General features: G+C 52.8%; 31 protein-coding genes and 1 riboswitch. Of the genes, 13 read left to right on the plus strand and 18 right to left on the minus strand.

Features of this window, described 5'->3' with window-relative positions; translation table 11 throughout:
- Positions 1–238: 238 nt before the first annotated feature.
- From L2Y54_RS00210 to L2Y54_RS00225, 4 genes are all read right to left on the minus strand, one after another.
- A complete protein-coding gene (locus L2Y54_RS00210; protein ID WP_236499004.1) occupies positions 239–589 on the minus strand; it encodes a type II toxin-antitoxin system prevent-host-death family antitoxin in 351 nt (116 codons plus the stop codon).
- Positions 590–719: 130 nt separating this feature from the next.
- On the minus strand, positions 720–1,526 hold the full coding sequence (locus L2Y54_RS00215; protein ID WP_236499005.1) for a TatD family hydrolase: 807 nt from the start codon (positions 1,524–1,526) through the stop codon (positions 720–722).
- Entirely contained in the window at positions 1,526–2,863 is a 1,338-nt protein-coding gene (gdhA, locus tag L2Y54_RS00220; RefSeq protein ID WP_236499006.1) for an NADP-specific glutamate dehydrogenase, read from the minus strand. Before gdhA ends, L2Y54_RS00215 begins: the two co-directional genes overlap by 1 nt.
- A gap of 16 nt (positions 2,864–2,879) precedes the next feature.
- Entirely contained in the window at positions 2,880–3,716 is an 837-nt protein-coding gene (locus L2Y54_RS00225) for a putative RNA methyltransferase (RefSeq protein WP_236499007.1), read from the minus strand.
- An 80-nt stretch (positions 3,717–3,796) separates the two neighbouring features.
- Here L2Y54_RS00225 and L2Y54_RS00230 point away from each other — a divergent pair, with 80 nt between their 5' ends.
- The 7 genes from L2Y54_RS00230 to L2Y54_RS00260 all read left to right on the plus strand — a co-directional run bounded on the left by L2Y54_RS00230 (position 3,797) and on the right by L2Y54_RS00260 (position 12,644).
- Complete coding sequence (locus L2Y54_RS00230; RefSeq protein ID WP_236499008.1) at positions 3,797–5,776, plus strand: beta-propeller domain-containing protein; 1,980 nt, start codon at positions 3,797–3,799, stop codon at positions 5,774–5,776.
- Between the two features lie 207 nt (positions 5,777–5,983).
- Positions 5,984–6,121, plus strand: a riboswitch (cobalamin riboswitch).
- A 57-nt stretch (positions 6,122–6,178) separates the two neighbouring features.
- A complete protein-coding gene (gene btuB, locus L2Y54_RS00235) occupies positions 6,179–8,014 on the plus strand; it encodes a TonB-dependent vitamin B12 receptor (RefSeq protein ID WP_236499010.1) in 1,836 nt (611 codons plus the stop codon).
- Positions 8,015–8,073: 59 nt separating this feature from the next.
- Positions 8,074–8,637 carry a hypothetical protein gene (locus L2Y54_RS00240; protein ID WP_236499012.1) on the plus strand — a complete coding sequence of 188 codons (564 nt, stop codon included), beginning with the start codon at positions 8,074–8,076 and terminating at the stop codon, positions 8,635–8,637.
- Positions 8,638–9,288, plus strand: a complete 651-nt coding sequence (locus L2Y54_RS00245; RefSeq protein ID WP_236499013.1) for a Dph6-related ATP pyrophosphatase — start codon at positions 8,638–8,640, stop codon at positions 9,286–9,288. It begins immediately after the preceding gene.
- Positions 9,285–10,193 (plus strand): adenosylcobinamide-phosphate synthase CbiB, encoded by a 909-nt coding sequence (cbiB, locus tag L2Y54_RS00250; RefSeq protein WP_236499015.1) that lies wholly within the window; start codon positions 9,285–9,287, stop codon positions 10,191–10,193. The genes L2Y54_RS00245 and cbiB overlap by 4 nt, the downstream gene beginning before the upstream one ends.
- On the plus strand, positions 10,177–11,172 hold the full coding sequence (gene cobD / locus L2Y54_RS00255) for a threonine-phosphate decarboxylase CobD (protein WP_236499016.1): 996 nt from the start codon (positions 10,177–10,179) through the stop codon (positions 11,170–11,172). The genes cbiB and cobD overlap by 17 nt, the downstream gene beginning before the upstream one ends.
- On the plus strand, positions 11,160–12,644 hold the full coding sequence (locus L2Y54_RS00260) for a cobyric acid synthase (RefSeq protein WP_236499018.1): 1,485 nt from the start codon (positions 11,160–11,162) through the stop codon (positions 12,642–12,644). Before cobD ends, L2Y54_RS00260 begins: the two co-directional genes overlap by 13 nt.
- A 7-nt stretch (positions 12,645–12,651) precedes the next feature.
- Here L2Y54_RS00260 and cobS read toward each other — a convergent pair whose 3' ends face one another.
- The 5 genes from cobS to L2Y54_RS00285 are packed head-to-tail and all read right to left on the minus strand — an operon-like array spanning position 12,652 to position 16,098.
- The gene (cobS, locus tag L2Y54_RS00265) at positions 12,652–13,392 is read right to left on the minus strand and encodes an adenosylcobinamide-GDP ribazoletransferase (protein ID WP_236499020.1); all 741 of its coding nucleotides are present in this window, start codon (positions 13,390–13,392) and stop codon (positions 12,652–12,654) included.
- Positions 13,392–14,447: a nicotinate-nucleotide--dimethylbenzimidazole phosphoribosyltransferase gene (cobT, locus tag L2Y54_RS00270; RefSeq protein WP_236499022.1), complete on the minus strand. Its 1,056-nt coding sequence runs from the start codon at positions 14,445–14,447 to the stop codon at positions 13,392–13,394. The genes cobS and cobT overlap by 1 nt, the downstream gene beginning before the upstream one ends.
- Positions 14,431–14,964: a bifunctional adenosylcobinamide kinase/adenosylcobinamide-phosphate guanylyltransferase gene (gene cobU / locus L2Y54_RS00275; RefSeq protein ID WP_236499023.1), complete on the minus strand. Its 534-nt coding sequence runs from the start codon at positions 14,962–14,964 to the stop codon at positions 14,431–14,433. Before cobU ends, cobT begins: the two co-directional genes overlap by 17 nt.
- Before the next feature lie 7 nt (positions 14,965–14,971).
- Positions 14,972–15,508, minus strand: a complete 537-nt coding sequence (locus L2Y54_RS00280; protein ID WP_236499024.1) for a gamma carbonic anhydrase family protein — start codon at positions 15,506–15,508, stop codon at positions 14,972–14,974.
- Entirely contained in the window at positions 15,505–16,098 is a 594-nt protein-coding gene (locus tag L2Y54_RS00285; protein ID WP_236499026.1) for an NUDIX domain-containing protein, read from the minus strand. Before L2Y54_RS00285 ends, L2Y54_RS00280 begins: the two co-directional genes overlap by 4 nt.
- A 483-nt stretch (positions 16,099–16,581) precedes the next feature.
- Here L2Y54_RS00285 and L2Y54_RS00290 point away from each other — a divergent pair, with 483 nt between their 5' ends.
- Positions 16,582–17,211 (plus strand): hypothetical protein, encoded by a 630-nt coding sequence (locus L2Y54_RS00290; protein WP_236499028.1) that lies wholly within the window; start codon positions 16,582–16,584, stop codon positions 17,209–17,211.
- Positions 17,212–17,315: 104 nt separating this feature from the next.
- Here the strand turns inward: L2Y54_RS00290 and L2Y54_RS00295 are convergent, their stop codons facing one another.
- A complete protein-coding gene (locus tag L2Y54_RS00295) occupies positions 17,316–17,726 on the minus strand; it encodes a type II toxin-antitoxin system VapC family toxin (protein ID WP_236499030.1) in 411 nt (136 codons plus the stop codon).
- Positions 17,727–17,729: 3 nt separating this feature from the next.
- Positions 17,730–17,987 (minus strand): type II toxin-antitoxin system Phd/YefM family antitoxin, encoded by a 258-nt coding sequence (locus tag L2Y54_RS00300; protein ID WP_202716040.1) that lies wholly within the window; start codon positions 17,985–17,987, stop codon positions 17,730–17,732.
- Between the two features lie 154 nt (positions 17,988–18,141).
- Here L2Y54_RS00300 and L2Y54_RS00305 point away from each other — a divergent pair, with 154 nt between their 5' ends.
- From L2Y54_RS00305 to L2Y54_RS00320, 4 genes are read left to right on the plus strand one after another with little or no spacing between them, the layout of a single operon-like run.
- A complete protein-coding gene (locus L2Y54_RS00305) occupies positions 18,142–18,438 on the plus strand; it encodes a BrnT family toxin (RefSeq protein WP_236499032.1) in 297 nt (98 codons plus the stop codon).
- A complete protein-coding gene (locus L2Y54_RS00310) occupies positions 18,431–18,640 on the plus strand; it encodes a BrnA antitoxin family protein (RefSeq protein ID WP_236499034.1) in 210 nt (69 codons plus the stop codon). The genes L2Y54_RS00305 and L2Y54_RS00310 overlap by 8 nt, the downstream gene beginning before the upstream one ends.
- A 44-nt stretch (positions 18,641–18,684) precedes the next feature.
- The gene (gene vapB, locus L2Y54_RS00315; RefSeq protein ID WP_236499035.1) at positions 18,685–18,909 is read left to right on the plus strand and encodes a type II toxin-antitoxin system VapB family antitoxin; all 225 of its coding nucleotides are present in this window, start codon (positions 18,685–18,687) and stop codon (positions 18,907–18,909) included.
- Positions 18,906–19,292 (plus strand): type II toxin-antitoxin system VapC family toxin, encoded by a 387-nt coding sequence (locus L2Y54_RS00320; RefSeq protein ID WP_236499037.1) that lies wholly within the window; start codon positions 18,906–18,908, stop codon positions 19,290–19,292. Before vapB ends, L2Y54_RS00320 begins: the two co-directional genes overlap by 4 nt.
- A 20-nt stretch (positions 19,293–19,312) precedes the next feature.
- Here L2Y54_RS00320 and L2Y54_RS00325 read toward each other — a convergent pair whose 3' ends face one another.
- From L2Y54_RS00325 to speA, 7 genes are all read right to left on the minus strand, one after another.
- Positions 19,313–20,464 carry a type II toxin-antitoxin system RelE/ParE family toxin gene (locus tag L2Y54_RS00325; protein WP_236499038.1) on the minus strand — a complete coding sequence of 384 codons (1,152 nt, stop codon included), beginning with the start codon at positions 20,462–20,464 and terminating at the stop codon, positions 19,313–19,315.
- Positions 20,452–20,727 carry a CopG family ribbon-helix-helix protein gene (locus tag L2Y54_RS00330; protein WP_236499040.1) on the minus strand — a complete coding sequence of 92 codons (276 nt, stop codon included), beginning with the start codon at positions 20,725–20,727 and terminating at the stop codon, positions 20,452–20,454. The genes L2Y54_RS00325 and L2Y54_RS00330 overlap by 13 nt, the downstream gene beginning before the upstream one ends.
- A 78-nt stretch (positions 20,728–20,805) precedes the next feature.
- Entirely contained in the window at positions 20,806–21,813 is a 1,008-nt protein-coding gene (locus tag L2Y54_RS00335) for a M14 family metallopeptidase (RefSeq protein ID WP_236499042.1), read from the minus strand.
- A 12-nt stretch (positions 21,814–21,825) separates the two neighbouring features.
- Complete coding sequence (locus tag L2Y54_RS00340) at positions 21,826–23,244, minus strand: glutamate-cysteine ligase family protein (RefSeq protein WP_236499043.1); 1,419 nt, start codon at positions 23,242–23,244, stop codon at positions 21,826–21,828.
- Positions 23,245–23,307: 63 nt separating this feature from the next.
- Entirely contained in the window at positions 23,308–23,556 is a 249-nt protein-coding gene (locus L2Y54_RS00345; protein WP_236499045.1) for a YcgL domain-containing protein, read from the minus strand.
- Between the two features lie 4 nt (positions 23,557–23,560).
- Positions 23,561–24,271 (minus strand): LSm family protein, encoded by a 711-nt coding sequence (locus tag L2Y54_RS00350; protein WP_236499047.1) that lies wholly within the window; start codon positions 24,269–24,271, stop codon positions 23,561–23,563.
- A gap of 21 nt (positions 24,272–24,292) precedes the next feature.
- Positions 24,293–26,194, minus strand: coding sequence for a biosynthetic arginine decarboxylase (gene speA, locus L2Y54_RS00355; protein ID WP_236499049.1), 1,902 nt, complete (start codon positions 26,192–26,194; stop codon positions 24,293–24,295).
- A gap of 425 nt (positions 26,195–26,619) precedes the next feature.
- On the opposite strand from speA, the gene L2Y54_RS00360 reads away from it, so the two are divergent.
- The gene (locus L2Y54_RS00360) at positions 26,620–26,943 is read left to right on the plus strand and encodes a DUF1840 domain-containing protein (protein WP_236499051.1); all 324 of its coding nucleotides are present in this window, start codon (positions 26,620–26,622) and stop codon (positions 26,941–26,943) included.
- The last annotated feature ends 1 nt before the right edge of the window (position 26,944 follow it).

The raw sequence follows: 26,944 nt of genomic DNA on the forward strand, positions 1-26,944 counted from the left end.
AGAGTTAATGTAGATCACGTACACTCCAATAATCGTCAGAATCAGCCCAATTGAATTCAAAAATGTTTTCACAAATTGCGTCCTTTGTAATGAAATTGTCGTGCATGGTATCAGGGAGAAACTCGGTGCCGCCCCTAACTGTTTTATTAAACACTACCACAATACATCAGCAGTCTGGTAAAGGTGTTGAAGCAGATTCAATCTGCCAATTTTTGCCAAACCAATCAGCGGGCTAGCATCAGCAATGATCACAGGCAGCAAGCGCATCCTCCAGTTCGCGTTCGAGTTCTTCGGGCGGATAGTCCACCGCATCAATGCCGCTTGCACCAAGCAATTCGATAAAGGATGACAAATCCATATCCGCAAACTTAGCAGCTTGTGCCAACGTCAACTGATGGGATTGCACCATGTGTAAAGCGATAACGCGGTGAATGCCATGTTGTAATAAATGAGCATCAAACGGGATTGCTAAAATAGAGGGTTTGCCGTGCTTGGTAATGATGCTGATATTACCATCGTGGGCATGTTGCAATAACTCCCCAGAACGGTTGCGCAAATCGCGGGCGGTGTAGACTTCGACAGCTTGCATATAACGACTCCTGCCTGATTGTATGCACATAGTGCAGCACTTTTTGGTTAAGCCATGACAATTCCGCAGTACGTTGAGAAATCGTCAAGACTATTCCGCAATACACTGCGGAATCGTCGCTTTCGATGCCTTACACCCCACTGAAAAACACTTCCACGCTATTCTTCCACACCTGCGGCAACAGCGTTTCCAACGGCACATCCTTCACCAGCGCCACATGCTCCGCAATAAACGGCAAGTATTTCGGCTCGTTCTTATGCCCACGGTAGGGAATTGGGGTCAAATACGGCGCATCGGTTTCCAACAAAATCTGTTCGACGGGCGTAAGCGCAATAATCTCACGCACATTTTCCGCCGCTTTAAACGTGCTGATACCATTGAAGCCCAGACAGAAACCTTCGCCAAGGCAATATTCCGCCAACGCTTGCCCCGATGTGAAACTGTGAATCACCCCACGCTTCGGCATTTGCCCGACGAAGTTGCGCAAAATCGCTTCCATGTCCGCATCCGACTCGCGGGTATGCACCACTATCGGCAACGCCAGATCAATCGCCATCTGTAACTGCCGCTCAAACGCTTCACACTGTTTGGCACGATCCGAATAGTCGTAATGGTAATCCAGACCAATTTCGCCAATCGCCAGTATTTTCGCGTGCACGGCATTGGCGCGAATTTGCGCATCCACCGCATCGCTGTAATCGTTGGCATCGTGGGGGTGAATGCCTTGCGTCCCCCACACTTGCGGGTAGTGCTGCGCCAACGCCATCACTTTTTCCAGATTATCGGGGGAAACCGCAATGGTGATAATACGTTCGACATTCACCTCGCGGGCGGATTGCAAGGCTGTTTCCAGCGCGTCACCTTCCAGATAATCCAGATGGCAATGGGTTTCGATAATGGGGTGGTCAAAGATGGGGATGGCGCGTTTTTTCGACATTAAATAACCCCTTGCGCCAACATCGCATCGGCTACTTTCACAAAACCGGCAATATTTGCCCCTGCCACGTAATTACCCGCTTGCCCGTAAGACGCTGCCGTATCCACGCATTGCTGGTGAATATTGACCATAATCGAATGCAATTTGGCATCCACTTCACCGCGTGTCCAACTCATGCGCAGCGCATTCTGGCTCATCTCCAACCCCGATGTTGCCACCCCGCCTGCATTCGCCGCCTTACTCGGTGCAAACAAAATCCGCGCCGCTTGGAAACGCTCTATCGCCTCCAAAGTGCTCGGCATATTCGCGCCTTCGCACACCAGTGTGCAACCATTTGCCAATAAGGTGGCGGCATCATCGGCGGTAATTTCATTCTGGGTTGCGCACGGGAACGCGCAATCACACGGCAACTCCCACGGGTTCTTACCGGGTAAATACTCAGCGGAAAACTGCTCAGCGTATTCGCTAATACGCCCGCGCCGCACATTCTTGAGTTCCATTACCCACGCCAACTTCTCCGCATCAATGCCTGCGGGGTCGTAAATGGTGCCGCCAGAATCCGACAAGCTAATGACTTTTGCCCCTTTTTCATTCAATTTTTCCACCGTGTATTGCGACACATTGCCGGAACCGGAAACGGTACACACCTTGCCTTCCAATGTCGTATGCCGGGTATGCAGCATAGCTTCTGCGAAGTACACCGCCCCGTAACCCGTGGCTTCCGGGCGAATCAGCGAGCCACCCCAGCCGATCCCTTTGCCCGTCAACACCCCAGTGAACTCATTGCGAATCCGGCGGTATTGCCCAAACATAAAACCAACTTCACGCGCCCCCACACCAATATCACCGGCAGGCACATCCGTTTCCGCGCCAATGTGCCGCTGCAATTCGGTCATGAACGACTGGCAAAAACGCATCACTTCCGCATCCGATTTGCCTTTGGGGTCAAAATCAGCACCGCCCTTGCCTCCACCCATCGGCAAAGTGGTCAGCGCATTTTTGAACACTTGTTCAAAGCCCAAAAACTTCAAAATACTGACATTCACGCTAGGGTGAAAGCGCAAGCCGCCTTTGTAAGGGCCAATCGCGCTATTGAATTGAATGCGAAACCCGCGATTCACCTGCACCTGCCCCGCATCATCCACCCAAGGCACACGGAAAATGACTTGGCGTTCCGGCTCGACCATGCGTTGCAAAATTCCCGCATCGCGTAAATCCGGGCGCTTAGCCAACACTGGCTCCAGCGAGGTCAGCACTTCATGCACCGCTTGGTGAAATTCCGGCTCGTGTGGATTACGGCGTTTTACAGTATCGATCACATCGTGAATCAGTATCATGGGCATAGCTCTCCGCTCAGTTAAGGTGTTTACGCATCATCCGCACGGCAAAATCCACCGTCAAATCCAATGACGCTAAGTGATGGCAATCGGCTTGTTTTGCGGCACTTGCTGACCAGTAATACGGGGTCATGTGCAACAATGCTGCTATGTTTGCCTGATCCGACAAGGTAATAGGGTAACTGACTGCCAACGGCGGGCATTCTCGCATATTTTCCAGCGGCGGCAATACTTCCACCGTATGCGGTTGCGGCGTGTCGTAAATCAACTGGCGCAGCTCGAACAAATGCTGGGCGGCGGGGTATGCCCACAAATACAACCCGCCCGGTTTCAATACGCGCACAATCTCGGCTTCAGAGGCAGGCGCAAACACGCGCACCAACACATCCACCGACGCATCCGGCAACGGCACAGCAAAGCTGGAAGCCACCGCGAATGACAATGCGGGGTATTGTTTCGCCGCCAGCCGCATTGCCGCCCGCGAAATATCCGTGCCATAACCTTGCACATTAGCACCGAGGGATTGCACCAATTGGTTGAGGTAATAGCCTTCGCCACAACCGGCATCCAACAAGGTCAACGCCTGCTCAGTGTCAGGGAAATGCTCACGAATCGCCGCCCCCAATGCCATTGCTAACGGCGCGTAAAATCCCTGTTGCAAGAAATAGCGACGGCTATCCAACATCGCTTTATTATCACCGGGATCAGCCGAATGCTTGCGGTTAACCAACAGCAGGTTCACGTAACCTTCTTTCGCACGGTCGAAACTGTGGCGGTTGGCACAGACAAGACTGCGCTCAACCAAAGTCAGCGATTCATTACATAACGGACAACGCCAAAACACGGGATTCATGCGGTATATCACCTTCACAATGGAACTGTTGGACTAGAATATGATCATAAGCGAGATAAAATGCAAACAAGGGAGTCGCCATGAAAACGTCAACATTCGCCCGCTTTTTACCCGTACTGTGTGTACCTTGGTTGGTTTCCTGCGCCTCGTTAGACGCACCGGTTGATAATGAAACCGGCGGATTGAAAAAAACCAGCGCGGCGGAATTACGCGATTACCTGCTGAAATCGTACCAGCAGCCGCAATATTCCCCAGCAATGGGCGCACCAGTCGCGATGGCAGCGCCTGCACCGGCTGCCGCATCCGGTGCTGCCAGAACGCCTGCTTTTTCCACCACCAATCTGCAAGAACGCGGGGTCGATGAAGCTGATCTCATTAAAACCGACGGTCGCCATGTCTACGCGATCGGCGCACCCAACAACCAGAATTACCAAGACAACACCCTGCGGATTATGCAGATCAACGACGGCGGCAAAAACCTACAAGAAGTCAAACGCCTGACCCTGCCCGAAGGCAGCAGCCTGCAAAATCTTTACCTCGCCGGTAAACAACGCCGCTTGGTGACGCTGGGCAATGCGTATCAAGCCATGCCTGTTCCCATGCCAATGCCCGCCGGAACAGCGCGTATGATGCCACCACCTTACATGATGCCGCGTCCGCAACAAACCGAATTGAACTACATCGACGTGCGCCAGCCTGAAAAAGCCGCGTCCACCCTAAAAGTGCAATTGGATGGCAATCTCAACGCCAGTCGCCGCGTCGATGATACGCTGTATTTGGTGCTGCAAAGTTACCCACACATCAACATGAATAGCGGGCTGGATAAACTCACCGCACAAGACTTTCTGCCTACCTATCGCACCGCTGATGGTAAAACAGGCGCATTGGTCACGGCGGATGATTGCTACGTCAACCGTCCACCCAAGACGGCTGATGCGGATTCCGGCTATTACAGCAACAATATTATCAGCGTGGTCGCAATCGACTTGAACGCCACCGATTTCCGCTTCAAGAGCCGTTGCTACGTGGGCAATACCGAAACCTTGTACGCTTCACCGCAAGCGCTCTACCTCGCCACCACCGATTACCAATACAACCAAGCACAAGGCGCTCGCAGCAATACCGGCATTCACAAGTTTGCTTTCACCGGCACTGACATTGCTTACCGTGGTAGCGGCTCCGTGCCGGGGCATTTGAGCGGGCAGGAAGCCTCATTCCGTTTCAGCGAACAGGATGGTTATCTGCGCGTCATTACCCAAAATGACCAATTCAGTGACCCATCAATGGCAATTACCGCCCCTTACGGCAAATCCCCCGGTATCCTCAGCATCCTCAAAGAAGGCGGCACAGACGGTTTGCAACTGGTATCACAATTGCCCAACCGCAAACGCCCGCAACACATTGGCAAACCCGAAGAACAGCTTTACGCCTCCCGCTTTGTCGGTGATCAGGCGTATTTAATCACCTTCCGCAGCACTGACCCGCTGTATGTGCTGGATTTGACCAACCCACAAGATCCGTACATCGCGGGTGAGTTGGAAATTCCCGGCTTCTCTGACTACCTGCACCCCGTCGGCAAACACTTGCTGCTGGGCATTGGTAAAGATGCGCTGCCCGACCCACAGGGTGAGTTCCGGGGCGCATGGTATCAAGGCATGAAACTTTCCCTGTTCGACACCAGCAAACCGGGTGAGATGAAGGAAGTCGATAAGCTGATTCTCGGCAAACGCGGCACCGATTCCGCCGCGCTGCACGATCACCATGCGGTGACTACATTGCCGGTGGGGACGGATTTGCGGGTGGCGTTGCCGATCAAGTTGCACGATACCCCGCAAGCAGGAATGCAGGGGCAACCGTCTGATTATTACGGTCACACCCAAACCGGGCTATACCGTTTTGAAGTGGACAAAGCTGCCAAGAAGATCCGTCAGTTGCCCCCGCTGATTACTGAGCGCGGGCGTGAAGAATATTGGAGCTACCCGCAGAATGACCGCAGCGTGATGATTGGCGATTACGTGCATTATTTCCACAATGGGAATTTCTGGTCACAACGTTGGTAAGAAACCCCTCCCCAGCCCTCCCCTTATCAGGGAAGGGAGCAAGAAAGAAGCCGCACCGTCTTGTTCCTCCCCTGATAAGGGGAGGTTAGGAGGGGTTTCTTCATTACAGCACGATGTCAGCAAGCTCCGCCACACGCCGCCGTGGCAATGCCCCCGCACGAATAACAAAATAACGACGCATGATTTGACTCTGCCGACATAATCCCGTAGTTTGCCGCGCTGTTCAGGTGCTTTGTCGTTGACACAAAGTTAAACGGGAAGTGGGTGCAAGCCCCACACTGCCCTCGCAACGGTAAGCAGGTTAAACCTGATAAGTCCGATACCGGCCTGACAAGGCGCGACCCTACCCGGTCGTTTCATACACGTGCGCGATGGGCGCATCGTTACGGAAATCCATACCCCATGAAATTATCCCCTCTTGCTGCACAGTGCGGCACTGTTACCCTTTGCCTGTTAGCATCCCCGTTGGTATTGGCAGAAGAAGCCACCACCCTCGATGAAATCGTTGTCACGGCTGACCGCAAAGCCCGTACCATTGACGAAACCTTAGCCCCGGTCAGCATTATTACCCGTGCGGACATTGAAAAATACCAAGCCAGCAGCATCCCTGACGTGCTGCGTCGTCTGCCCGGCATCTCCCTCAGCAACAGCGGTGGGGTCGGTAAAGCGACGTCCGTTTTCATACGCGGTACGAATTCCAGCCACGTATTGGTGCTGGTTGACGGCATTAAAATGGGTTCAGCAACCACGGGTACGGTAGCATTTGAAGACCTGCCACTGGATCAGGTAGACCGTATCGAAGTGGTGCGTGGCCCGCGTTCCAGCTTGTACGGGTCGGAAGCGATTGGTGGCGTTATCCAGATTTTCACCCGAAAAGGCGGCAACGCTGGCAAAGGTTTCCAACCGGAAATAAGCGTGAGTGCGGGCAGCCGCAATACCCAAAAAGCCAACGTCAATCTGGCAGGCGGTAATGCGACCACTTGGTACAACCTCAATGCAGGCACAGAACAAACCGACGGTTTCAACGCTACCGCCAATAACCGCGAGCCGGATGCGGACGGTTACGAACGTGAAAGCGTTTCCCTACGTGCCGGACACCGTTTTGCCAATGGCACGGATGCAGATGTTTCCTTGCTGCAAGCGCAAGGCAGCAATGAGTATGACGGCTCTTTCGGCAACCAAAGCGAGTTTGTGCAACAAGCAGTCAGCGGCAAGTTGCGCCACACACTTGGCGATAAAGCCGTGTTGACCGCGCAACTTGGGCAGTCAAAGGACGAAAGTGACAATTTCAAGGACGGTGATTTCAAGAGCCGTTTTAACACCACCCGCACGACAGCAACCGTGCAAGCTGATGTGCAAGTCACCAGCAACAGCTCCTTGACAGTCGGCATTGACCAGCAAAACGACAAGGTGGACAGTGACACGACCTACGATGTGACTAGCCGCAACAATACGGGGGTGTTTAGCAGTTATCAGCACTCAATCGGCGCAACTCAATTCGATGTTTCGGCGCGTCATGATGACAATGAGCAATTTGGCAAGCATACCACTGGCGGTGTTGCGGTCGGGCATGATCTCAACAATGGAATGCGGGTGACAGCGGCTTATGGCACGGCATTTAAAGCCCCAACCTTCAATAATCTGTATTACCCGTTTAGCGGTGATACCAGCTTGCAGCCGGAAGAGTCACAAAATCTGGAACTCGGTGTTTCCGGTAAAGCAGCCAGTGACAAGGTACGTTGGTCTGCCAATGCCTTCAGCAATACCATCGACAATCTGATTAGCTACCCACCGCCAACTTACGCGGTGAGCCAAACCGACAAGGCGCGGATTCAGGGCGTGGAACTGAGTGCAGGAACGCAGGTAGCAGGCTGGGAGGTTAACGCGAACCTTACCCTCCAGAAACCCGAAAACCGCAGCGGTGCAGATGCCGGTAAAAACCTGATTTACCGCCCCGAACAGCTTGCCAGTGTGGATATTGACCGTGACCTTGGCAAATTCCGCGTGGGTGCAACCCTGCGTGGCGAAAGCCAGCGTTATACTGATACCGCCAATACCGACAGCAAAAAGCTGGCGGGTTACGGCACACTGGACTTACGCGCCGATTACCAAGTTGCCAAAGACTGGACAGTCGGGGCAAAACTCAGCAACGTATTGGATAAAGATTACCAAACCAACAATGGCTATAATCAGGACGGTATGAACGGCTTGGTGACTGTTAAATACGCACCGAAATAATTCCCCCTCACCCCAACCCCTCTCCCTCAAGGGTAGAGGGGCTTTTAAGGAGATTCGATATGTTTACACTTTCAACTAAAAACCAATGGCTGGTCAGTGGCATTTTGCTGCTGGCAATAATTGTTACCCGCGCTCATGTTACCGACCACTTGCTGGATGCGTCATGGGCGGTATTTTTCCTTGCCGGGTTCTATCTGCGCAACGCGCTGACCTTTGGGGTATTCATGGCAACGGCTGTGGCAATTGATTACGTGGCGATCACGAAATTTGGGGTGAGTGATTTCTGCGTATCGCAAGCCTACGTCGCCCTGATTCCCGCGTATGGCGCATTATTTGTGGCAGGGCGTTGGTTTGCCGGGCAATACCAGGGTGAAACGTTGGCAACGCTGGGCAAGCTGATGTTGGCGGTTGTGGTCGGTTTTGCCGTGGCGCAACTCATTTCCAGCGGCAGTTTTTACTTCTTTTCCGGCAAGTTTGCTGAGGTAAGTTTGGTAGAGTTTGGCAACCGTTTAGTGAAATATTCACCCAACAGTTTGTACACAATGAGTCTGTATATCACTGTCGGTGCATTCGTACACGTTGCGGTGTCGATGTTGAATCGCCAGTTCGTACACAGCAAATAAATGAAACTGATTAGTTCATGGAGCGGGGGCAAGGATGCTTGCCTCGCTTTGTACCGTGCCATGCAAGCGGGGCATCAGCCGCAGGCATTGCTGACCATGATGGAGGCGGACGGTTTACGTACTCGCGCCCATGCCCTGCCATTAGCGGTATTGCGGCAACAGGCGGCGGCCTTGGGCTTGCCCTTGATCACGCCATCAGTGACATGGGAAGGGTATCGTCCCATGTACGTACAAGCCTTGAGCGAAGCCAAAGCGCAAGGAGCAGAAGCACTGATTTCGGGTGATATTGACCTTCAAGCTCACCGCGATTGGCTGGAACAAGTCGGCGAAGAGGTCGGTTTAAACGTGTTGTTCCCGCTCTGGAAGGACACGCATTCGGCGCTGCTTGAGGAATTCCACGCAGTAGGTTTCACTACGCACATCATCGCCGTAAAGCTTGGCGTACTGGATGAAAGCTGGTTGGGGCGCAAGCTGGATGCTGCCGCCATGCAGGAATTGGATGCTATCGGTGTGGATGTGTGCGGTGAGGGTGGCGAATTCCATACCTTTGTCACTGACGGGCCGTTATTTTCGCACCCACTGAACATACAGGCATTAGGCAGTTTCACCGGGAAACATAACTACACCTTCCTTAATTTCACGCTGGTATGAGCTTGTACTTTTGGTTGCCTGCCCCGGCTCTATTATTAGATCGGCTGTTCGGCGAACCACCTCGCTTGCACCCTTTGGTCGGCTTTGGCAGACTGGCGGATTGGCTAGAATCCCGTCTTAATCACCGCAGCATTCACTACGGCATACTGGCGTGGTGTTTGGCTGTGTTGCCTTTAAGCATTGCCGTTTGGTGGCTGGATACCCTACTCGGCGGTTTATGGATGAGTATTTTGTGCGGCTGGTTGGCGATTGGCTGGCAAAGCCTGCGCCAACACGCCCAGTGGGTGGAACAAGCACTGCTGGCGGATGACCTTCCGCAAGCCCGTCAAAAAGTCGGGTGGCTGGTCAGCCGCGATACTTCCCAACTGGACGAAACAGCGGTCAGCCGCGCCTGCATTGAATCGGTGCTGGAAAATGGCAGCGATGCAGTATTTGCCCCCTTATTCTGGCTGATTATCGGCGGTGCGCCAGCAGTCGTGCTGTACCGCTTGAGCAACACGTTGGATGCGATGTGGGGTTATCGCACGGAACGCTTTGAGCGGTTCGGCAAGTGGGCAGCGCGGGTGGATGATGTGTTGAACTGGATTCCGGCACGCTTGACCGCGTTAACCTATGCGCTGTGCGGGAGTTTTGCCGCTGCGATGCAAGCATGGCGCACGCAAGGCAGCCGGTGGTACAGCCCCAACGCGGGTGTGGTGATGGCGGCGGGCGCGGGCGCATTGCAAGTGCAACTCGGCGGCGATGCGGTGTATGCAGGGCAAACTAAATCACGCCCGTCACTCGGTGCTGGCGCAATACCCGACGCACACACGATTACCCGCGCTATGCGCTTGCTGGATCGGGGTGTGTATCTGTGGGCGGGCTTTACCTTGATCATGGGAGTAGGCAGTGTTTTCCTCACATAAACACGGTGGGCAATTAAGGCGTTTCAGCCAGACCTGCGGCATTCCCTTGGCGGATTGGCTGGACGTGTCCACCGGAATTAGCCCGTGGGCTTACCCTTTGCCGCTTGTTCCGCCCGCGTGTTGGCAACGCTTGCCGGAAAGCGATGATGGGCTGGCAAGCGTTGCCGCTGAATATTACGGTAGTGCCTGTGTGTTACCCGTCAGCGGTTCTCAAGAGGCGATCAAACTATTGCCGCACTGCTTTCCCAACAACCGCCGCGTCGGGATTATCAGCCCTGCCTACCACAGCCATCAACACGCATGGGCGGCACAAGGTCACACCGTACAAGCGTTAAATCCGACGCAAGTGGAAACGCTGTTGCCCACGCTGGATGTGTTGGTGGTGGTTAACCCGACCAATCCAACCGCGCACCATTATCCGCCGGAAACCTTGCGGCACTGGCAGCAAACCTTAGTGCAACACGGTGGCTGTCTGGTGGTGGATGAGGCATTTATGGATGTTACCCCCGCGCAAAGCCTGATTACCCCTGAGCCGCAGGCGGGGCTAGTGGTGTTGCGTTCGGTAGGGAAATTTTTTGGCTTGGCGGGGATGCGTTTAGGTTTTGTCTGGGCAGAGATCCCCCTGTTGCAAGCCATTGCCACATTGCAGGGCGATTGGTCGGTGAGCCATCCGGCGCGTTGGGCAGGGCAACAGGCATTGGCTGACAAGGCGTGGCAGCAGCAACAACGTTGCCGTTTGGTGCTGGCGGGCGAGCGTTTGCACACCTTATTGCAACGCCATTACGGTGACACGGTACAAAGCACGCCGTTGTTTAGTTATCTGCCTTCACCCCACGCCGCCGAAATTCATCAGACCTTGGCGGCACAAGGGATTCTTACCCGTTTATTCACCGAACCGGCGGCATTGCGTTTTGGTTTGCCTGCCACTGAAACCGACTGGTTACGTCTGGAACAAGGAATTCACTCATGCCAACGTTAATGGTGCAAGGCTGTACCTCGGATGCGGGTAAAAGCACATTGGTGGCAGGGCTGTGCCGTGTTTTCAAACGGCGCGGTTTGTCGGTTGTGCCATTCAAGCCGCAGAACATGGCGTTAAATAGCGCGGTAACACCCGACGGTGGCGAAATCGGGCGGGCGCAAGCCTTGCAAGCACAGGCGGCGGGCGTTATTCCCAGTGTCCACATGAATCCGGTACTGCTCAAGCCGAATACCGACACGGGGGCGCAAGTTATCCTGCAAGGGCATTCCATCGGCAATCTCGAAGCCCTCGATTACCATAGTTACAAACCCAAAGCAGCGGCGGCAGTGTTCGATTCCTATGCGCGGCTGTGTGCGGAATACACCTACGTCATGGTGGAAGGTGCAGGTAGCCCAGCGGAAATCAATTTGCGGGAAGGCGATATTGCCAATATGGGGTTTGCGGAACGTGCTGATTGTCCGGTGATTTTGATTGCGGACATCGACAAAGGCGGGGTGTTTGCGCATTTGGTGGGGACGTTGGCGTTGTTGTCGGAGACTGAACAGACGCGGGTCAAAGGCTTTGTCATCAACCGGTTTCGCGGGGATATTGGGTTATTGCAGGGCGGGTTGGATTGGTTGGAAGCGTATACGGGCAAGCCGGTGTTGGGGGTGTTGCCGTATTTGCATGGGCTGCATTTGGATGCGGAGGATGCCGTGCCGGAGAATACCCCCCATCCCCAGCCCTTCCCCCGCAAGGGGGGCAGGGAGCTAAGAGTCATCGTGCCGCGCCTTCCGCATATCAGTAACCATACGGATTTTGAGCCGCTGCGCTTGCATCCACAGGTGGATTTTCAGTATGTGGGGCACTTGGAAAGTATTCCGGCAGCGGATTTGGTCATTTTGCCGGGGAGTAAGAATGTTGGGTTTGATTTGGCGTGGTTGCGCTCGCAAGGTTGGGAAGCTGCAATTCAGCGGCATTTGCGTTATGGCGGGAAAGTGATCGGGGTGTGTGGTGGAATGCAGATGTTGGGGCAAGCCCTGCACGACCCGCACGGTATCGAAGGCGAATCCACCAGCCACCAAGGTTTGGGTTTACTCGACTTTGAAACAACCTTGCAGCCAGAAAAGCAACTCACCAACCGACGTGGCATTCTTGCCCCTCCTTTGCAAAAGGAGGGGTTGGGGGAGGATTTTCTTCAAGGCTACGAAATTCACTGCGGCATCAGCACCGGCAAAGCATTGGCGTTTCCGGCAGTGTATTTGGATGGGCAGCCGGATGGGGCAATATCAGCGGATGGGCAGATCATCGCGACTTACTTACACGGTCTGTTTGATTCACCCGATGCCTTACAAACTCTATTGGAATGGGCGGGGCTGACGGTAACACAGACGTTTGACATCAATACCGTGCGTGAACAGCAACTGGAACGTCTTGCGGATACGTTGGAATCACACCTTGCCATACAAGCCGTATTCGACTTGCTGGATTAATCGGGCATCAAACAGGCAAACCCAATGCCACCCCAACCAACCACAACATCTCACCACTTTCCACCGCTGCTCCCGCCGTATCGCCGGTACAACCTCGCAAACGCTGCACCATCATCCGCCGCAATAACCAAAACCCAAGCAAGACCGCAAACAAACCGTGCAAGGAAACCAAGGCAAACAGCGCCAACGTTGCCAAGGTGAGCCACCAAGCCAGAGTACGCGGCAAATGTTCGGTGACGGCACTGGCTAAACCGCCAGCCCGCACATAGGGTGTGGTCAGAAACAACAATAACACCAACGCCCGCCCCAACGCCGGAGCCAGCAAGACCACCCACCACACACCGTGTTCCAACACCACCACCAGCGCGGCAAATTTCAGCAATAACAACCCGATCAGCGCGATGGCACCCGCCGCACCGACCAGCGGGTCTTTGAGGATACGATGCGTCTTTTCCACATCACCGAAGCCGCCAAGCCACGCATCGGCACTGTCTGCCAAACCATCCAGATGCAACCCGCCGGTAAGCGCCGCCCATAACACGGTCACTATTGCCGCCAGCAATACCGCAGAGGCGTTCGGAAACAGCAGCATGGGCAGGCACAGCAAAGCGCCAATCAGCAAGCCCACCAACGGGTAAAACAAAGCCGCCCGCCCGAAATCCACCGCCTCCAACTTACCCAAATCCGGCACGGGGATACGGGTCAGAAATGACAGCGCGAGGAAAAAATAGCGGGGTATAGTGCGCATCACTGTCGTGTTACCGCTTCGCCCGCGACCGCCGCTTCAGCAAACGTTGCCATGTTGTTGTGCAGCGCACACGCCATCCGTAACAAGGGTACAGCCAGCGCAGCGCCACTGCCCTCCCCCAACCGCATCTGCAAATCCAGCAACGGCTGCACGCCCAAAAAATCGGTTGCCAACACATGCCCCGGTTCGGCAGACGCATGGCTTAGCAACAACCATTGGCGCACATCCGGCTGCTGTTGCACTGCCACCAATGCGGCTGCGGTGCTGATAAAACCATCCACCACAATGGGAATGCCCAATTGCGCTGCGCGGCAATACGCCCCCGTCAGCGCCGCAATTTCAAATCCACCCACACACCGCAAGGCTTCCAGCGGTGAAGTCAGGTTGTTGCGGTGTAAATCGAGCATCCGCTGGATAACCCCGGCTTTATGGGCAATACCGGCAGCATCCAGCCCCGTTCCTGCCCCCGTTGCCACCGACGGCGCAACGTCTAGTAAGGCGCAATATAAGGCGGTCGCCGCTGTAGTATTCGCAATGCCCATTTCACCGCCGATAAACAGGTCGGCTTGCTTGGCGTAAGCACGTTCGGCAGCCGCATAGCCTGCTTGCAACGCAATAGTGAGCTGGTCGACGGTCATGGCGGGTGCTTGCACACTGTTTGCCGTGCCAGCACCGGCACGTTGGCTGATCAGCCCTGCATGGTTCAGCGGCTCTTTGACACCAACGTCGATAATTTCCAGCGTTGCGCCCAGTTCGCGTGCCAAGACGCTGATGGCTGCGCCACCGTTGAGAAAGTTGTGCACCATTTGCCCAGTCACGGCTTGTGGAAATGCGGAGACACCCTCTTCCGCCACGCCGTGGTCGGCTGCAAAAATGCTGATGTGAATGTTATCGGCACGGGGGGCTTCACGACCTTGTAACGCCGCCAGTTGTACTGCCAATGTTTCCAGCCTGCCTAATGCGCCGCTGGGTTTGGTGAGTTGCTGCTGGCGTTGTAAAGCCAAGTCTCGGTAACGTTCGGAGACATTCGCGCACGGGTCATTCAGCCAATCCATTGAAATTTCCTTTTAATAGTTGTGGCAAGCCTGCCACCATGAACACCACCGCTTCCAGTTGGGCGGCTAATTGCTGGTGCAAACGCCCCGCGCTATCGACGTAACGGCGCGTCAACTCGCCCAACGGCACGACACCCAGCCCGACCTCGTTACTGACCAAAATGACATGCCCCGGCAAATGGGGAAGTGTCTCCAGCAATGCTTGCGTTTCTGTTGGCAAGCGCTGCTCGTCTTCCAAACACAATAAATTGGTCAGCCAGAGTGTCAGGCAATCCACCAGTAATACACGTTGCGGGGCAGCATACTGTTGCAGGGTAGCGGCAAGTGTTAACGGCTCTTCTATTGTCAGCCAATCTGCGGGACGAGTGGCGCGATGATGGGTAATGCGTTCCTGCATTTCGGCATCCTGCGCTTGCGCGGTCGCGATATAAATGACGTCGTGACCGGACTGTTGCGCCAAGGTTTCGGCGTAGCGGCTTTTACCGGAACGTGCGCCACCGAGAATCAAAGCTTGCATACTGGTTTCACGCCGAAGCAGCCGTTCTTAACGCTAACTTGGCGTAGTAATTAGCTGAATAGCTGAAATACGCTCGCTCTTTTTCGGTCAATGCTCGCGTTTGTTTGACGGGATTGCCGACGTATAAATAGCCGCTCAACAGCCGTTTACCGGGAGGAACCAGACTGCCTGCGCCGATCATTACCTCGTCTTCGACCACTGCGCCATCCAGCACGATAGCGCTCATGCCGACCAAACAGCGGTTGCCAATAGTGCAAGCGTGTAACACAGCTTTGTGACCGATCGTGACTTCATCGCCAATCAGCAGCGGGCGACCGTCGGGCGAGGAATACGGCCCGCCATGCGTGACATGCAGCACCGCGCCGTCTTGCACATTAGTCAAGTTGCCAATGCGAATGTGGTTGATGTCGCCGCGCACTACCGCCATCGGCCACACCGACGAACCTTCGCCTAGGGTGGTTTGCCCGCTGACATACGCCATCGGGTCGACATAGGCGGTCGGGTGCAGCGTTGGGGTGTGGTTTTCAAAGGCTTTAACGGTCATGAATGGCATCCTAGGGGTGGTTTTTCTAACGCCAGCCATTGTAGGGCAATAATCGCTAGGGATGCTTGGATTTTACCGGCTTTGAGCCATGCCAGCGCGGTGTGGCGCGGGATGACCGATACGCGAATGTCTTCGTGTTCTTCGGGCAAGCCGTGGATGCCGGTGGGTACAGCGGATAAATCGACGGGGGCGTAGTACAGGCTGACGATTTCGGTGGAGCCGCCTGCGCTGGGGTAAAAGTCGATAATGTGTTCCAGCGTGTCGATGGTGCAACCGGCTTCTTCTTGGGCTTCGCGGCGTGCCACGTCTGCGTTGCTTTCACCGTCTTCGACGATGCCTGCGACGATTTCGACCATCCACGCACCTTGTGCATCCCGCAAGGCAGCACCGGGGCGGAATTGCTCAATCACCAACAGCGTATCAGCGACGGGATCGTGTAGCAGCACGGCAACGGCATTGCGGCGCTCGAAAATTTCCCGCCTGACCGTCCCCGACCAACCGCCTGCAAACAGCTCGTGGCGGAATTCGTAGGCATCCACGCGGAAAAAGCCTTTGTATAGATTTTGTTGGGAGAGGATGTCGAATTTCATGGGGTCTTGATGGCAGGTTATGGAAGCAGCAGTGTGCAACGTGAGGGATGGAATTGCAATTTGCGGCTCGGCGTAGGTCGGACTTTAGTCCGACAATCAGAGAAAGCAGGCTATTGCGGGCAATGTCGGACTAAAGTCTGACCTACAAAGGTGGATGCATGATAATTTTGACAATTTTTAGTCGCTTAAAATGATTCATGTGATAGTGATCACTTTTTGGCTACACGAGGTTTGTTAAGATCGCGTTCATTGGGGACATTCTTTAAGGAGTGCGGGCTATGACAATCTCAGGCTATGCGAAAGACTCTATTAATCAAATAGCTTACCTGTGTTCAGTGATTGAGCGCAGGCTGCCTATCCTGATATTTTTTGAGCGCCGTCCAAATAAACTGTTGGCAAATTCAGCAATGAAAAACCAATAACTTAAATTGATTATTTGCAAGTTTTTATAATTTACCTATACTTTTAATTGGAAATTTCATCATGAATCATAAATCAATCATATTAACAATAGCAATATCAAGCATGATTAACAATACATTCGCAGGTACGGCATCAGATCATTACTGTAAATCTGTTGAAAATAATAAAAATATATTAAATATAAATTATCCGGGATATCCTATTGATTATGAGGGTAAAGCGGGATTTTTTATTGAAGGTTCAGAAAAATCTCCACTTAAAGGAGTTTCTTATGAGGTTAAATATAACACTTGTACTTTAACAACAGGAAATACAACATTAGAATACACAAATTCAGAAGCAATGAGGTTAAGCCAGAAAGAACTTGCTAACGGTTTATTGGTTTGCAACTCAGATCCAAATAATTACGATCAAGAAACTTTAAATTCACTTGGTATAGAATCAGACAGTGGTATTTCCATAACTACATTTCAGAAATTTGACTCAAAAGGAAAGGAAATGTCACTAAACACTGTAGGTGTTTTTCAGGGTGAAATTTCAATGTTAAAAATATTTTTTCCAAATGTAAAAAATGAATTTGTTATAATGACTCACTCAAAAACTATAGATAGTGTTTTTGTTAAGAAAGATGATATAAATGACTTGCCTATTTATATCACAGAATATTTATGTGGTACGGATATGTCTTAATTCTTTGAGTTGATTCAAATGCCAACAAGTTGCTCGACGACGGACGCGGTGACAGCCCGCGACTCTAATTTGACTACTCCCCGCCGCGCCCGTCAGATTTAACGTTAAACCTTATACTCAAATGGATTCAATAACGGCACATCAAAAGATTCAAAATCAGTGACATTCCTAGTAACCACCACCAGCTTATTGACTTTGGCAATAGCTGCAATCATTGCATCCTCATATAAGGTGTCAGATTTTCTATGCATCAGCTTTGCCCAAGTACGAAAAGCCGCTCCATCCAACGTTAAGATATTATAGGTGGTCGCGACGGCATCCAGCCATTCTTCCAATTCAATGGCACGTTGGACATTTTGATCCCGTGTGATTTCTATACCCGCTTGAATTTCGGCTAATGTCACCGACGAGAGGTATAAATCTTTATCATCGACCGACTGAAGCCATGCAACCACTGCCCCATGCGGTTTCTGCCGCCGTAATTCAGAGACAACATTGGTATCCAATAAATACATGATTCACAGAACCTCTTGCACACGTCTTCTCCGCGCCTGCCCCCGCTCCGGCAACACCAGATCACCCCGCCCCTGATCAGACAACAATAAATCTTTCAGTGATGGTTTTGCCGCCGCTTGGAGTCTGCGCCACACATCAACCGGGACAAGCACCGCCGCTTCAGCACCACGCCGCGTAACGACTTGCGGCCCTTGTGCGAGACACGCATCCAAAAACTCACTAAACCGAGCCTTAGCATCTTGAACAGCCCACGTTTGCATAACAACACCTCTAAATGACCAGTTACATGACTAGTCTATGTTGCCTGCTTGCAAAAAACAAGAACAACCTGCCGGATTCCTTTTCCTTCTGATAATCAAACTTGTACTCAAATTTTGCTCTTGTATCACACTACAATGTAATTATAATAATGCCATGAGTAGCCTGAAATTTGAGTGGGATGAACGCAAAAACATCCTAAACCAGAAAAAGCACAATGGTATCTCCTTCAAAGAGGCGGAATCTGTGTTTGCCGATGATTTTGGTCTTCTTATCCCCGACCCAGATCACTCGGAAGGCGAAGAACGCTTCATTTTGATGGGAGTCAGTGCGTATTCGCGGCTGCTAGTTGTCTGCCACTGTGAACGTGATCACGACACGATCCGAATCATTTCCGCACGAAAAGCAGACAAATTTGAACGACGGCAATATGAAGGTGGTCGCCATGCGTGAAACTTATGATTTTTCAAACGCCATCAAAAATCCCTACGCTAAACGGATGAAGCAACAAATCACCATCCGTATAGACCAAGATACCGTGGATTACTTTAAAGCGATGGCTGACGATAAAGGCATTCCTTATCAGAGCCTTATCAATTTGTACCTGCGTGACTGTGCAAACACACACAAACAATTGGATATATCGTGGGCGTGAAAATACGTATAGTGCAACCATAGCAACTGCGGAGCAAAACAATCATGGCAACAGTAGATCTGATTACAGAACACACACGCCGCCTACCGGAAAGTGTCCAGCGTGAAATCCTGAGTTTTGTTGAGTTCCTTTTCAACAAATACAACAAAGTCTCTGCGCAAGCACCATCCGTGGGCAAACGACAAGCTGGTTTACATGCGGGCAGTGCTGTGATGGCAGACGATTTTGATGCTCCATTGCCGGACTCCTTCTGGTTAGGTGCAGAATGAGGCTATTGCTGGATACCCATACCTTTCTATGGTGGGATAGTCAGGAAGACAAATTGCCACCTGCGGTATTGGCGTTATGCCAAGATACCCAGCACGAGCTATTTTTGAGCGTTGCCAGTATTTGGGAAATGCAAATCAAGCACAACTTAGGAAAATTGGCATTGCATCTACCACTAGAGAAGCTGGTGCTTGAACAAGTTCAAAAGAATGCTTTACAGATATTGCCAATACAAATGAATCATGTTTTAGGCTTGTCAGCGTTGCCTGATGTACATAAAGACCCGTTCGACCGACTTTTAATCGCCCAAGCCAATGTTGAGAGAATGACCCTATTGAGTGGTGATGGTGTTTTTAAGAACTATCCCGTACAGCTTTTTTGGTAGAGATTAATTTCACCAAAAAGTCACAGACCATCCAACGCCGAGCGTAACCGCATCGCCTTCCCCACCCCCGCCAACAACACCGTTTTGGCAGAAAGGGTACGCAAACGCTGGTTTGCCCGTCGGTCAAAGCGTTCAACCGCCACCACATGCCCAAAAAGTCCGGGCAATGCCACCGAATGCGCAACATTAATACCCGCTTCCGCCGCCAATCTCAACGACGCATGTTCAATCAAACCAAGGTCAATGTTTGCCCCACGCGGGAATTTGGCAATCCAGTCCTTGCCCGCCATTGTCACCAAAGCTTTGGGGTGCGCCCCGCCCATCGTTTTGGTCGTTCCCGCAATCAGCTTTTCCTGCTCGGTCAATGGTTCATTCGCGTCAATCCGCTCAATCAATGCCTGCAAAGCGTGAATCGAGTCAGCACTCGGCAATGGCTCGCCCCGATGCGGCACATAGCGGGATTGCTCAACAGAAAACCCCAACGCCCCGAAGCGATGATCACCCGCGTAATACAGAAAGTCCAAAGCCGTTGCCCGTGGTGGATTATCAATGAAACGGATTGCCCGCTCACCCCAACGGTCAGGCATGGCATCATCCAACGCGCCAAACAGCCGATCACGTACCGTGGGTGTTAGAACAGCACGTTGCAACGGCATATCGCCCGATAACGAGTAGCCGTTTGCCAACCAACTACGCTCGTAGACAAACGCCACGCCTCGCCCGCCCAATGCCAGCGATGCCGTACCCACCCGCACGGGAGTCTGCGGGTCAGTCAAACTCCAAACCGCCAATTCATTACCCGGTAGCATTTTCTGTGTACTCATAAACGCCCCTTCGGCAGTTCCACAGCTAAACCTCTCACTCTGCCCTTCAAATCCCGCCTCGCGCTGATGCCTCATTGCCACGATGGTGACGCTATCCGCCGCCGCATCTACCCGATACAAAGCAACATAGCCATCATTGCCAAAGCCAATAAGCAACTCTCGAAAATCAGCGGGTAAGTGTTCTTCTGGGCAAGGGCGACCCAACAGCGGGAATGCCGCAAGCTGGTCAATAGCGGTAGTGATGCGTTCAGCCGCACGTTGCGCAGCGCGTGGGTTTTTCTCTTCGATGAATGCCCGCAGCCGGATAAAATCGTCCCATGCACGGCGGGTAATGCTTATTTGTGGCACTTAGGGGCTTCCTTCTCGGCGGTGGTTCCCCATGTGCTGATCCAGCTTTTCGCCTCATTCCAAGTGACGTGCAAGCCATCTTGCTGGTACTCATTCCAAGAAATCAGCGCATCCGCGTAAACGGAGGCTTTGCGTTCTTCCTGCTCAATGTAGCGGTTGATGGCTTCCACCATCACCCAATGTGGGGTACGCCGTTTGCTGTCGGCAACTTGCCGCAGCCGGGTGCTAATGTCATCGCTCAACTTCACAGAGGTGGTTGCCATTTTGCTTTCTCCAGTGTTAAAAGGTAACACCTAGTAATAATAGAGCCAGCATAGCGCAGGCAACCAATGGCGGCAATATCAACGCAAACGCTTCATCAAATAACACAAGCAATCCTGCCGGATAATGGTTTCATCCAGCGTCAGCATGGCGGGCATTAGCGGCTGCTTGAGTTGGATGCGCCGTTGCTCGCGGGTGAAGAAATGCTCCCCGACTTCGACACCTTCATCATCCCAAGCATACAAACGCGCCTGCGGATGGAGAGTGGTGGCAAACGCCGTCCCCGCCGCTAATTCCGAGAAATTGTAACGGTCGAGTGCCGGTAACAGTTGAATATCCACCATCGGGTCAATAAAACTGAAACTGTATTGTTCCGGCAATGTCACCCGCGCCACCGTTTGGTAAATCTGCATGTCGTGCGGCGGTAGCGGGTGATCTGGCAATTCCTGCAAGTGCAATACCGCATCCAAAAATTCCAGCACATGCTCAACCCCGTGCGCCACACCGGGTTTGCCACATTCCACCGTCACTGCCGGGCAATGCGGCGCAAACGCCATCGACTGTACCCCACGCGGCGTTTCAAAATACACCGCAATATTGGCGAACAACCGCGCCAATTGCAGCGCACGATTATCCAGTACATTGACACAGCCGTAATGCGGATTTTTGCCGGTATTATTGTGAACGTCGATGCTGGCAAACAAACCTTTGCCCAGCATAATGTCGGTCACTTGCGCCATTAAGCGGGTTTCATCGCAATCCCCTAACGCGCTGCCCGGCCACACCCGGTTATAGTCGGGTTGACCTTGCAAACGGCGTTTCCCAAACGTCGCTGCTTCAATATTGCCAAAAAATACCGACAGCGAACGCGGTAACGCTTGCGTCTGGTACTTCTGCAACAGTTGCTGAATCGCAAAAAAACCGGTGTCTTCATTGCCGTGCAATAGCACCGAAATAAACACACGCGGCTCACGCTTGCCCTGCAAATGCAACAGCGTTGGGTTTGGCATCAAAGTGTGCAAATCACGCGGGCTGCGCAACGCAAAAAAGCCCGCTGGTAAGGTATCCAATTCAGTCAATGTCAGCATGTGTGGTTGTTCTCAATCCATAGCCCAAGTGTGAACAGGTGTGTGAGTACGCTGCAAGCGCACATAATCCAGCAATAGTCGGTAAAAACTGCCCTGAGTCCGCGCCAGATGACGCTGTTGCCACACCGCCCCGGTTTGCCCAGTTTCAATCCGTGCTGCAATAATACTCAGATAATGGCGAATATCCACCTCCGCAATTCCCAATTGTGCCAAACCATCTGCTGCTTGCGGCAATAGCTCATCCAGCATCAATGGCGGCACCTGCCATTCCTGACGCTGCCAACGCAAGGAAGCATCCAAACCCACCCGCGCCGCGTTATAGAAATTTTCCCGTGCGGTGGCAAATGCCATCGGCAAGGGTTCGCCAGCACACAATTGCGCCGCGATATACTGGGTCAACCCGTAAAATAACGCCGCATTCGCCAGCATATCCGGCACACTAGGGCCTGCGGGCAAAATGCGGTGTTCGAGACGAATATGCGGCGTACCGTCAGGATCAAACCCCACCAACGGGCGATTCCAACGCCAGACCACGCCATTGTGCAAGCGCAAGTGGGCAAAGCGTTCGGCGGGTTCATCCAGCAACTCCGGCAATAACACCGGGTAAATGTCGCGGTTCTCCTCAAAACATTCCGCAATACTGTTATCTGCAAACCCCGAACCGAAACTCACCCGTGCCGGACTCTCGCGCCCGGCATCCACCGCTTGCTCAAACACCGGAATCCGCGTTTCCTGCCACAAGGCACGCCCGAACAGAAACGGCGAATTCCCCGCCACCGCCATGATCGGTGCGGATGCAATCAGTGCCGCATTGTAGAAATGATGGGCAACGTCTGCCGACACTTGCCAATGCACCTGAAGCGATGTCGTCACCGCTTCCAGCATCACATTATCGTGGTGAATGTGCAGTGATTCGCGCCCATCAATTGCCATGCGCAACGGTCGCCCCTGCCGCGCTTTGAGGATTTCAGCATTCAACACATGGTAGCGGTTGGAATCGGTCATGGTCGCCAACCCAAAATCACTTTGCACCGCACTGGGCAAAATGCCGATCAGTAAGAAGTTTGCATCGACGGTTTGCGCCGCAGTATTCGCACGATCCAACAATTCACGCAGGGAAGTTTCAAATTCAGACAACATCAACGCCGTCAGCGGGCGCGGGGAAGTATTCAGCTCAATATTAAACTTTGCCAGTTCCGTGGTCGCCAGCGGGCTGTTTAATGCCTGTAAGAACGCGGTATTGCAAGACAAGGGGCGTAAATGTGCATCCGTGAGCCAGCCTTCCAACTCAAAGCCACCCATTGCCGCTTGCTGTGAAAACTTCCCAGCCGTTAGCTGTTCACGCAGCAAGCGGGTTTCAGCATCCAAACGCTGCGCGTATTCCCGCCAGTCTTCAGGACTAAAATGGTCGTGCGCAATTTCCTGACCCATCTGTCACCTCCCCTAAGCATGAAGTAATTATGCCACGTTTAAGGGCTTAGTGATTGACACTCGTCAGCAAGGCAGCTCTTCGTTGGGTGGAAGTTGCAGGAAAAAGCCATTTTCCTGCATCACGCGCCGCACTTCGCTGGCAGTAACCTGGAATTGCAACTGGCGCTCATCGTCCAGAAAAAACTCAAACGAGAATTCAGGCACCCCAAAAATTTTCAGTAAGACCTCAGGGACTCGCGCAAAATTATCCTTTTCCGGCAGAAACAGGAACGAACCCTGCTTGCGCCGACTGCGGTAAACGTAGCATTGCATCGCGTTACTCCTTGCCTTGTTCGTGCGTCATAATAGCGGCATCGCGGAGGTCAGCCGTTTTCAACGTGCGCGTTACCGTGCCGCCCTCCATACGCTCTTCCAGACCGATGTCGTTGGCTGATGCCGTCACGAGCTTGCCTTCACGCTTACGCCCGTCTTTCTGGGTAATGCGCACATATTGCCCGACATTGCTGGACAATTTCCCCAACTCCAAGGGCTTGAACACCACGTGGTATAAAGCGCTGGAAGGCAAACTTTTCGCCCCCGCCAACACATCCTCTGGTTTAGGCTCAGGAGCGGGAGCAGGCGTTGTTGGTGCGGCTGCGGCAAGCGCTGGCTGCTCAGCACGGGCATTGGGCGGAATGTCGATGGTATGCGTAACCGGCGCGGCTTCTGCTGGTATTGCGACCGTTTGCGCGGCAGCACTCACCGGCGCAGACACATTCATCCCCATCGCTTGCGCATGGCGATAAACGTGCTGGTTCGCACCCGCAAACCATGCCACCGCCGCCAATAACACGCCGATAAAGCTGGTAATCACCCAACCACCTACCCGATGCCACATCGCTGGCAAAGTCAGCACATTAACGCCCGGAATCAATGCCACCAAGCCCGTGACCGGATGCCTCTGGAAACACAAGCCCGCCATCACCAACCAACCCAGCAAAAATAACGCCACACCTAACAGCAGCACACCTAACAATACGTATTCCATGATTTTCCTATTTGCCCCGAATTAATCTTCGAGGTAAGTATAACCGATTAAACCTGCTTCTATTTTACGCAATAGCATTTTTTGTCGCTCAGAATCGTCAACGGCGGCGGCGAGTTTGCGACGGCATTGCGCCAGCAAGTCTTTCGGCTCGAAATGCACGTAGCGCAATAGTTCATCAATGGTATCACCACGCTCCGGTTCGGATAGCTTGTAACCGCCATCCGGCAACAATTCCACATTGATGGAATCGGTGTCACCAAACAGATTATGCAAATCGCCGAGGATTTCCTGATACGCGCCCACCATAAAAATTCCCAGCAAATACGGCTGCCCTTTTTGCAACGAATGCAGCGCCAACGTGCTTGCCAGCCGCCCACTTTCCACGTAATGCGACACCGTGCCGTCGGAATCGCAAGTTAAATCTTGCATGGTGACGCGCCGATCCGGGTTTTCCTGCAAGCGGTGCAGCGGCATAATCGGGAAAATCTGCTCGATTGCCCAGGCATCCGGCATGGACTGGAACAGCGAGAAATTGCAGAAATACTTGTCAGCCAATTTTTCCTGCAAGCTGGTTTGGATTTCCGGCTCTAAGGCTTCAAACAATTCCGGCTGGCTGAGCAGTTTGCGGCAAATGGCGCGATGGAATTCTTCCGCCCGCGCTCGCTGATTGAGATCGATAGAACCGTGCGCGTACATGCCGTGGGCATCGTCTAACCAATACGCCGCGTCGTGGTAGATTTCCGAAGGCGGCAAGCGCTTACGGTTGTGATACAAGCGGAACAGGTTGTGCAAAATCATCGGGTCATCATCATCCGGCTCACTTAGCGTCGGTTGCACTTCCGGCTGTTCCGGGTCAGTGTCGATAACGTTGGTGATTAAAACCGCGTGATGGGCGCTTAAACCGCGCCCGGATTCGGAGATGAAATCGGGAAACGGCAGTTCGTATTCTTCGCACACGTCCTGCACGCTGCGCACGATGGTATTGGCGTATTCCTGCAAGCTGTAGTTGATCGAGCATTCGTTGCGCGAACGGGAGCCGTCGTAATCCACGCCCAAACCGCCGCCGACATCCACCACGCGAATGTTGGCACCCAAGCGATGTAATTCCGCAAAATACCGGCTAGCTTCGCGCATCCCGCGTTGAATATCTTGGATATTGGCAATCTGCGACCCCATGTGGAAATGCAGCAATTGCAGGCAATCGAGTTTCCCAGCGGCTTGCAATTGCTCAATCATGTACAAGGCTTGCGCGGCAGAAAGCCCGAATTTGGATTTTTCCCCGCCAGTGTTTTGCCACTTGCCTTTGCCGAGGGTGTACAAACGGGTGCGAATACCGAGTAAGGGTTCGATGCCGAGTTTAGTGGCTTCTTCCAGCGTTTCGGCGAGTTCCGAGGGTTTTTCAACCACGATGAAAATGCGATGCCCCATTTGCCGTCCGATCAAGGCGAGGCGCAGATATTCGCGGTCTTTGTAGCCGTTGCAAATAATGGTGCTGCCGCTAGGGGCGGAACCGAGAACTGCCATGAGTTCGGGTTTGCTGCCTGCTTCCAAACCGACCTGTGTGCCACCGCCTTTGAGTATTTCTTGCACAACGCTACGTTGCTGATTGACTTTGATGGGGTAAATCGCGGTGTACTGGCTGCTTTGCCCGCAATCAGCAATCGCTTGGTTGAATGCGCCTTGCAAGCGTTGCACCCGATCATGCAAGACATTGACGAAACGTACTAACAATGGGAAACGCATTCCGTCTTCGTTGTGGACGCGCATGGCGAGGGCGTGTAAATCAACTTGTTGCGTCGGGTTGCCGGGGACGCACATGGCGACATTGCCAGCGGCATTTATGTCGAAATAGCCATCACCCCAATGCTGGATGCTGTATAGGCGACGGGCGGCTTCAATGTTCCAAGTGTTGTGGGTGTACATGGTATTCCTGCTGGCGTGGATGGCACGGTTTTAAGGTGTGCAGGATACTAGAAAAGTTGCCAAAATAAATACCCCCGCTATTGAGCCGGGGGTTAGAGGAGTCGAAGCATGGTCAGGCAAGTTATTGTTATTGATGTTTAAGCCTGCTCTCTGCCTCTTGGGGCTTGCTGATAAATTCTTTATGTTGTTTCGCTGTTCTGACTGAAAGGACTATTGCAACCCCTGTGCCAACTCTCAAAAAAACCATAAGCTAATGATAATTTTGACCTTTTAGGCATTCGCGCAATAATAGCCAACTAGCGAAACTAAGCAACACTGTCAGAAAACGACACTTATCACGTCAATGGCTGACAAACCTGCCAGTGCCGCAAGCTTTAGGTATATGATTGACAGATGACTTTTGTGATTTTAACAAGGAGCAAGCCATGATCCGCTTCACCAGCCCCGCCGCCGCCAGTGTTTCCATGTTTGAAAAGGATGCGAAAGCCCTGATTCGCATGATGGGGCATAGTGGCACTATCCCCAGCGCCATCCGTGCTGAAGACGTGGCAACAGCGCTGCAACACCTCGAAGCTGCCTTAAAAGCACAAGCAGCACAAACGGAATCTCCCGCCAAACAACCAACAGAGGAAGCCGAAGCGCCAGTGGTCAGCCTCAATGTCCGTGCTTACCCTTTATTGGAATTGCTGAAAACCGCCATTGCCACACAGAAAAATGTCATGTGGGAACAAGATAAAGCCTTTTTCTAAC

Origin of the sequence: Thiothrix winogradskyi (assembly GCF_021650935.1) — a bacterium.
In the GTDB taxonomy this organism is placed as follows: domain Bacteria; phylum Pseudomonadota; class Gammaproteobacteria; order Thiotrichales; family Thiotrichaceae; genus Thiothrix; species Thiothrix winogradskyi.

Coding starts and splice junctions, on each gene's coding strand:
- L2Y54_RS00210 (WP_236499004.1), bottom strand. CDS start 589: ATGCAAGCTGTCGAAGTCTACACCGCCCGCGATTTGCGCAACCGTTCT.
- L2Y54_RS00215 (WP_236499005.1), bottom strand. CDS start 1,526: ATGTCGAAAAAACGCGCCATCCCCATCTTTGACCACCCCATTATCGAA.
- gdhA (WP_236499006.1), bottom strand. CDS start 2,863: ATGATACTGATTCACGATGTGATCGATACTGTAAAACGCCGTAATCCA.
- L2Y54_RS00225 (WP_236499007.1), bottom strand. CDS start 3,716: ATGAATCCCGTGTTTTGGCGTTGTCCGTTATGTAATGAATCGCTGACT.
- L2Y54_RS00230 (WP_236499008.1), top strand. CDS start 3,797: ATGAAAACGTCAACATTCGCCCGCTTTTTACCCGTACTGTGTGTACCT.
- btuB (WP_236499010.1), top strand. CDS start 6,179: ATGAAATTATCCCCTCTTGCTGCACAGTGCGGCACTGTTACCCTTTGC.
- L2Y54_RS00240 (WP_236499012.1), top strand. CDS start 8,074: ATGTTTACACTTTCAACTAAAAACCAATGGCTGGTCAGTGGCATTTTG.
- L2Y54_RS00245 (WP_236499013.1), top strand. CDS start 8,638: ATGAAACTGATTAGTTCATGGAGCGGGGGCAAGGATGCTTGCCTCGCT.
- cbiB (WP_236499015.1), top strand. CDS start 9,285: ATGAGCTTGTACTTTTGGTTGCCTGCCCCGGCTCTATTATTAGATCGG.
- L2Y54_RS00260 (WP_236499018.1), top strand. CDS start 11,160: ATGCCAACGTTAATGGTGCAAGGCTGTACCTCGGATGCGGGTAAAAGC.
- cobS (WP_236499020.1), bottom strand. CDS start 13,392: ATGCGCACTATACCCCGCTATTTTTTCCTCGCGCTGTCATTTCTGACC.
- cobT (WP_236499022.1), bottom strand. CDS start 14,447: ATGGATTGGCTGAATGACCCGTGCGCGAATGTCTCCGAACGTTACCGA.
- cobU (WP_236499023.1), bottom strand. CDS start 14,964: ATGCAAGCTTTGATTCTCGGTGGCGCACGTTCCGGTAAAAGCCGCTAC.
- L2Y54_RS00280 (WP_236499024.1), bottom strand. CDS start 15,508: ATGACCGTTAAAGCCTTTGAAAACCACACCCCAACGCTGCACCCGACC.
- L2Y54_RS00285 (WP_236499026.1), bottom strand. CDS start 16,098: ATGAAATTCGACATCCTCTCCCAACAAAATCTATACAAAGGCTTTTTC.
- L2Y54_RS00290 (WP_236499028.1), top strand. CDS start 16,582: ATGAATCATAAATCAATCATATTAACAATAGCAATATCAAGCATGATT.
- L2Y54_RS00295 (WP_236499030.1), bottom strand. CDS start 17,726: ATGTATTTATTGGATACCAATGTTGTCTCTGAATTACGGCGGCAGAAA.
- L2Y54_RS00300 (WP_202716040.1), bottom strand. CDS start 17,987: ATGCAAACGTGGGCTGTTCAAGATGCTAAGGCTCGGTTTAGTGAGTTT.
- L2Y54_RS00305 (WP_236499032.1), top strand. CDS start 18,142: ATGAGTAGCCTGAAATTTGAGTGGGATGAACGCAAAAACATCCTAAAC.
- L2Y54_RS00310 (WP_236499034.1), top strand. CDS start 18,431: ATGCGTGAAACTTATGATTTTTCAAACGCCATCAAAAATCCCTACGCT.
- vapB (WP_236499035.1), top strand. CDS start 18,685: ATGGCAACAGTAGATCTGATTACAGAACACACACGCCGCCTACCGGAA.
- L2Y54_RS00320 (WP_236499037.1), top strand. CDS start 18,906: ATGAGGCTATTGCTGGATACCCATACCTTTCTATGGTGGGATAGTCAG.
- L2Y54_RS00330 (WP_236499040.1), bottom strand. CDS start 20,727: ATGGCAACCACCTCTGTGAAGTTGAGCGATGACATTAGCACCCGGCTG.
- L2Y54_RS00335 (WP_236499042.1), bottom strand. CDS start 21,813: ATGCTGACATTGACTGAATTGGATACCTTACCAGCGGGCTTTTTTGCG.
- L2Y54_RS00340 (WP_236499043.1), bottom strand. CDS start 23,244: ATGGGTCAGGAAATTGCGCACGACCATTTTAGTCCTGAAGACTGGCGG.
- L2Y54_RS00345 (WP_236499045.1), bottom strand. CDS start 23,556: ATGCAATGCTACGTTTACCGCAGTCGGCGCAAGCAGGGTTCGTTCCTG.
- L2Y54_RS00350 (WP_236499047.1), bottom strand. CDS start 24,271: ATGGAATACGTATTGTTAGGTGTGCTGCTGTTAGGTGTGGCGTTATTT.
- speA (WP_236499049.1), bottom strand. CDS start 26,194: ATGTACACCCACAACACTTGGAACATTGAAGCCGCCCGTCGCCTATAC.
- L2Y54_RS00360 (WP_236499051.1), top strand. CDS start 26,620: ATGATCCGCTTCACCAGCCCCGCCGCCGCCAGTGTTTCCATGTTTGAA.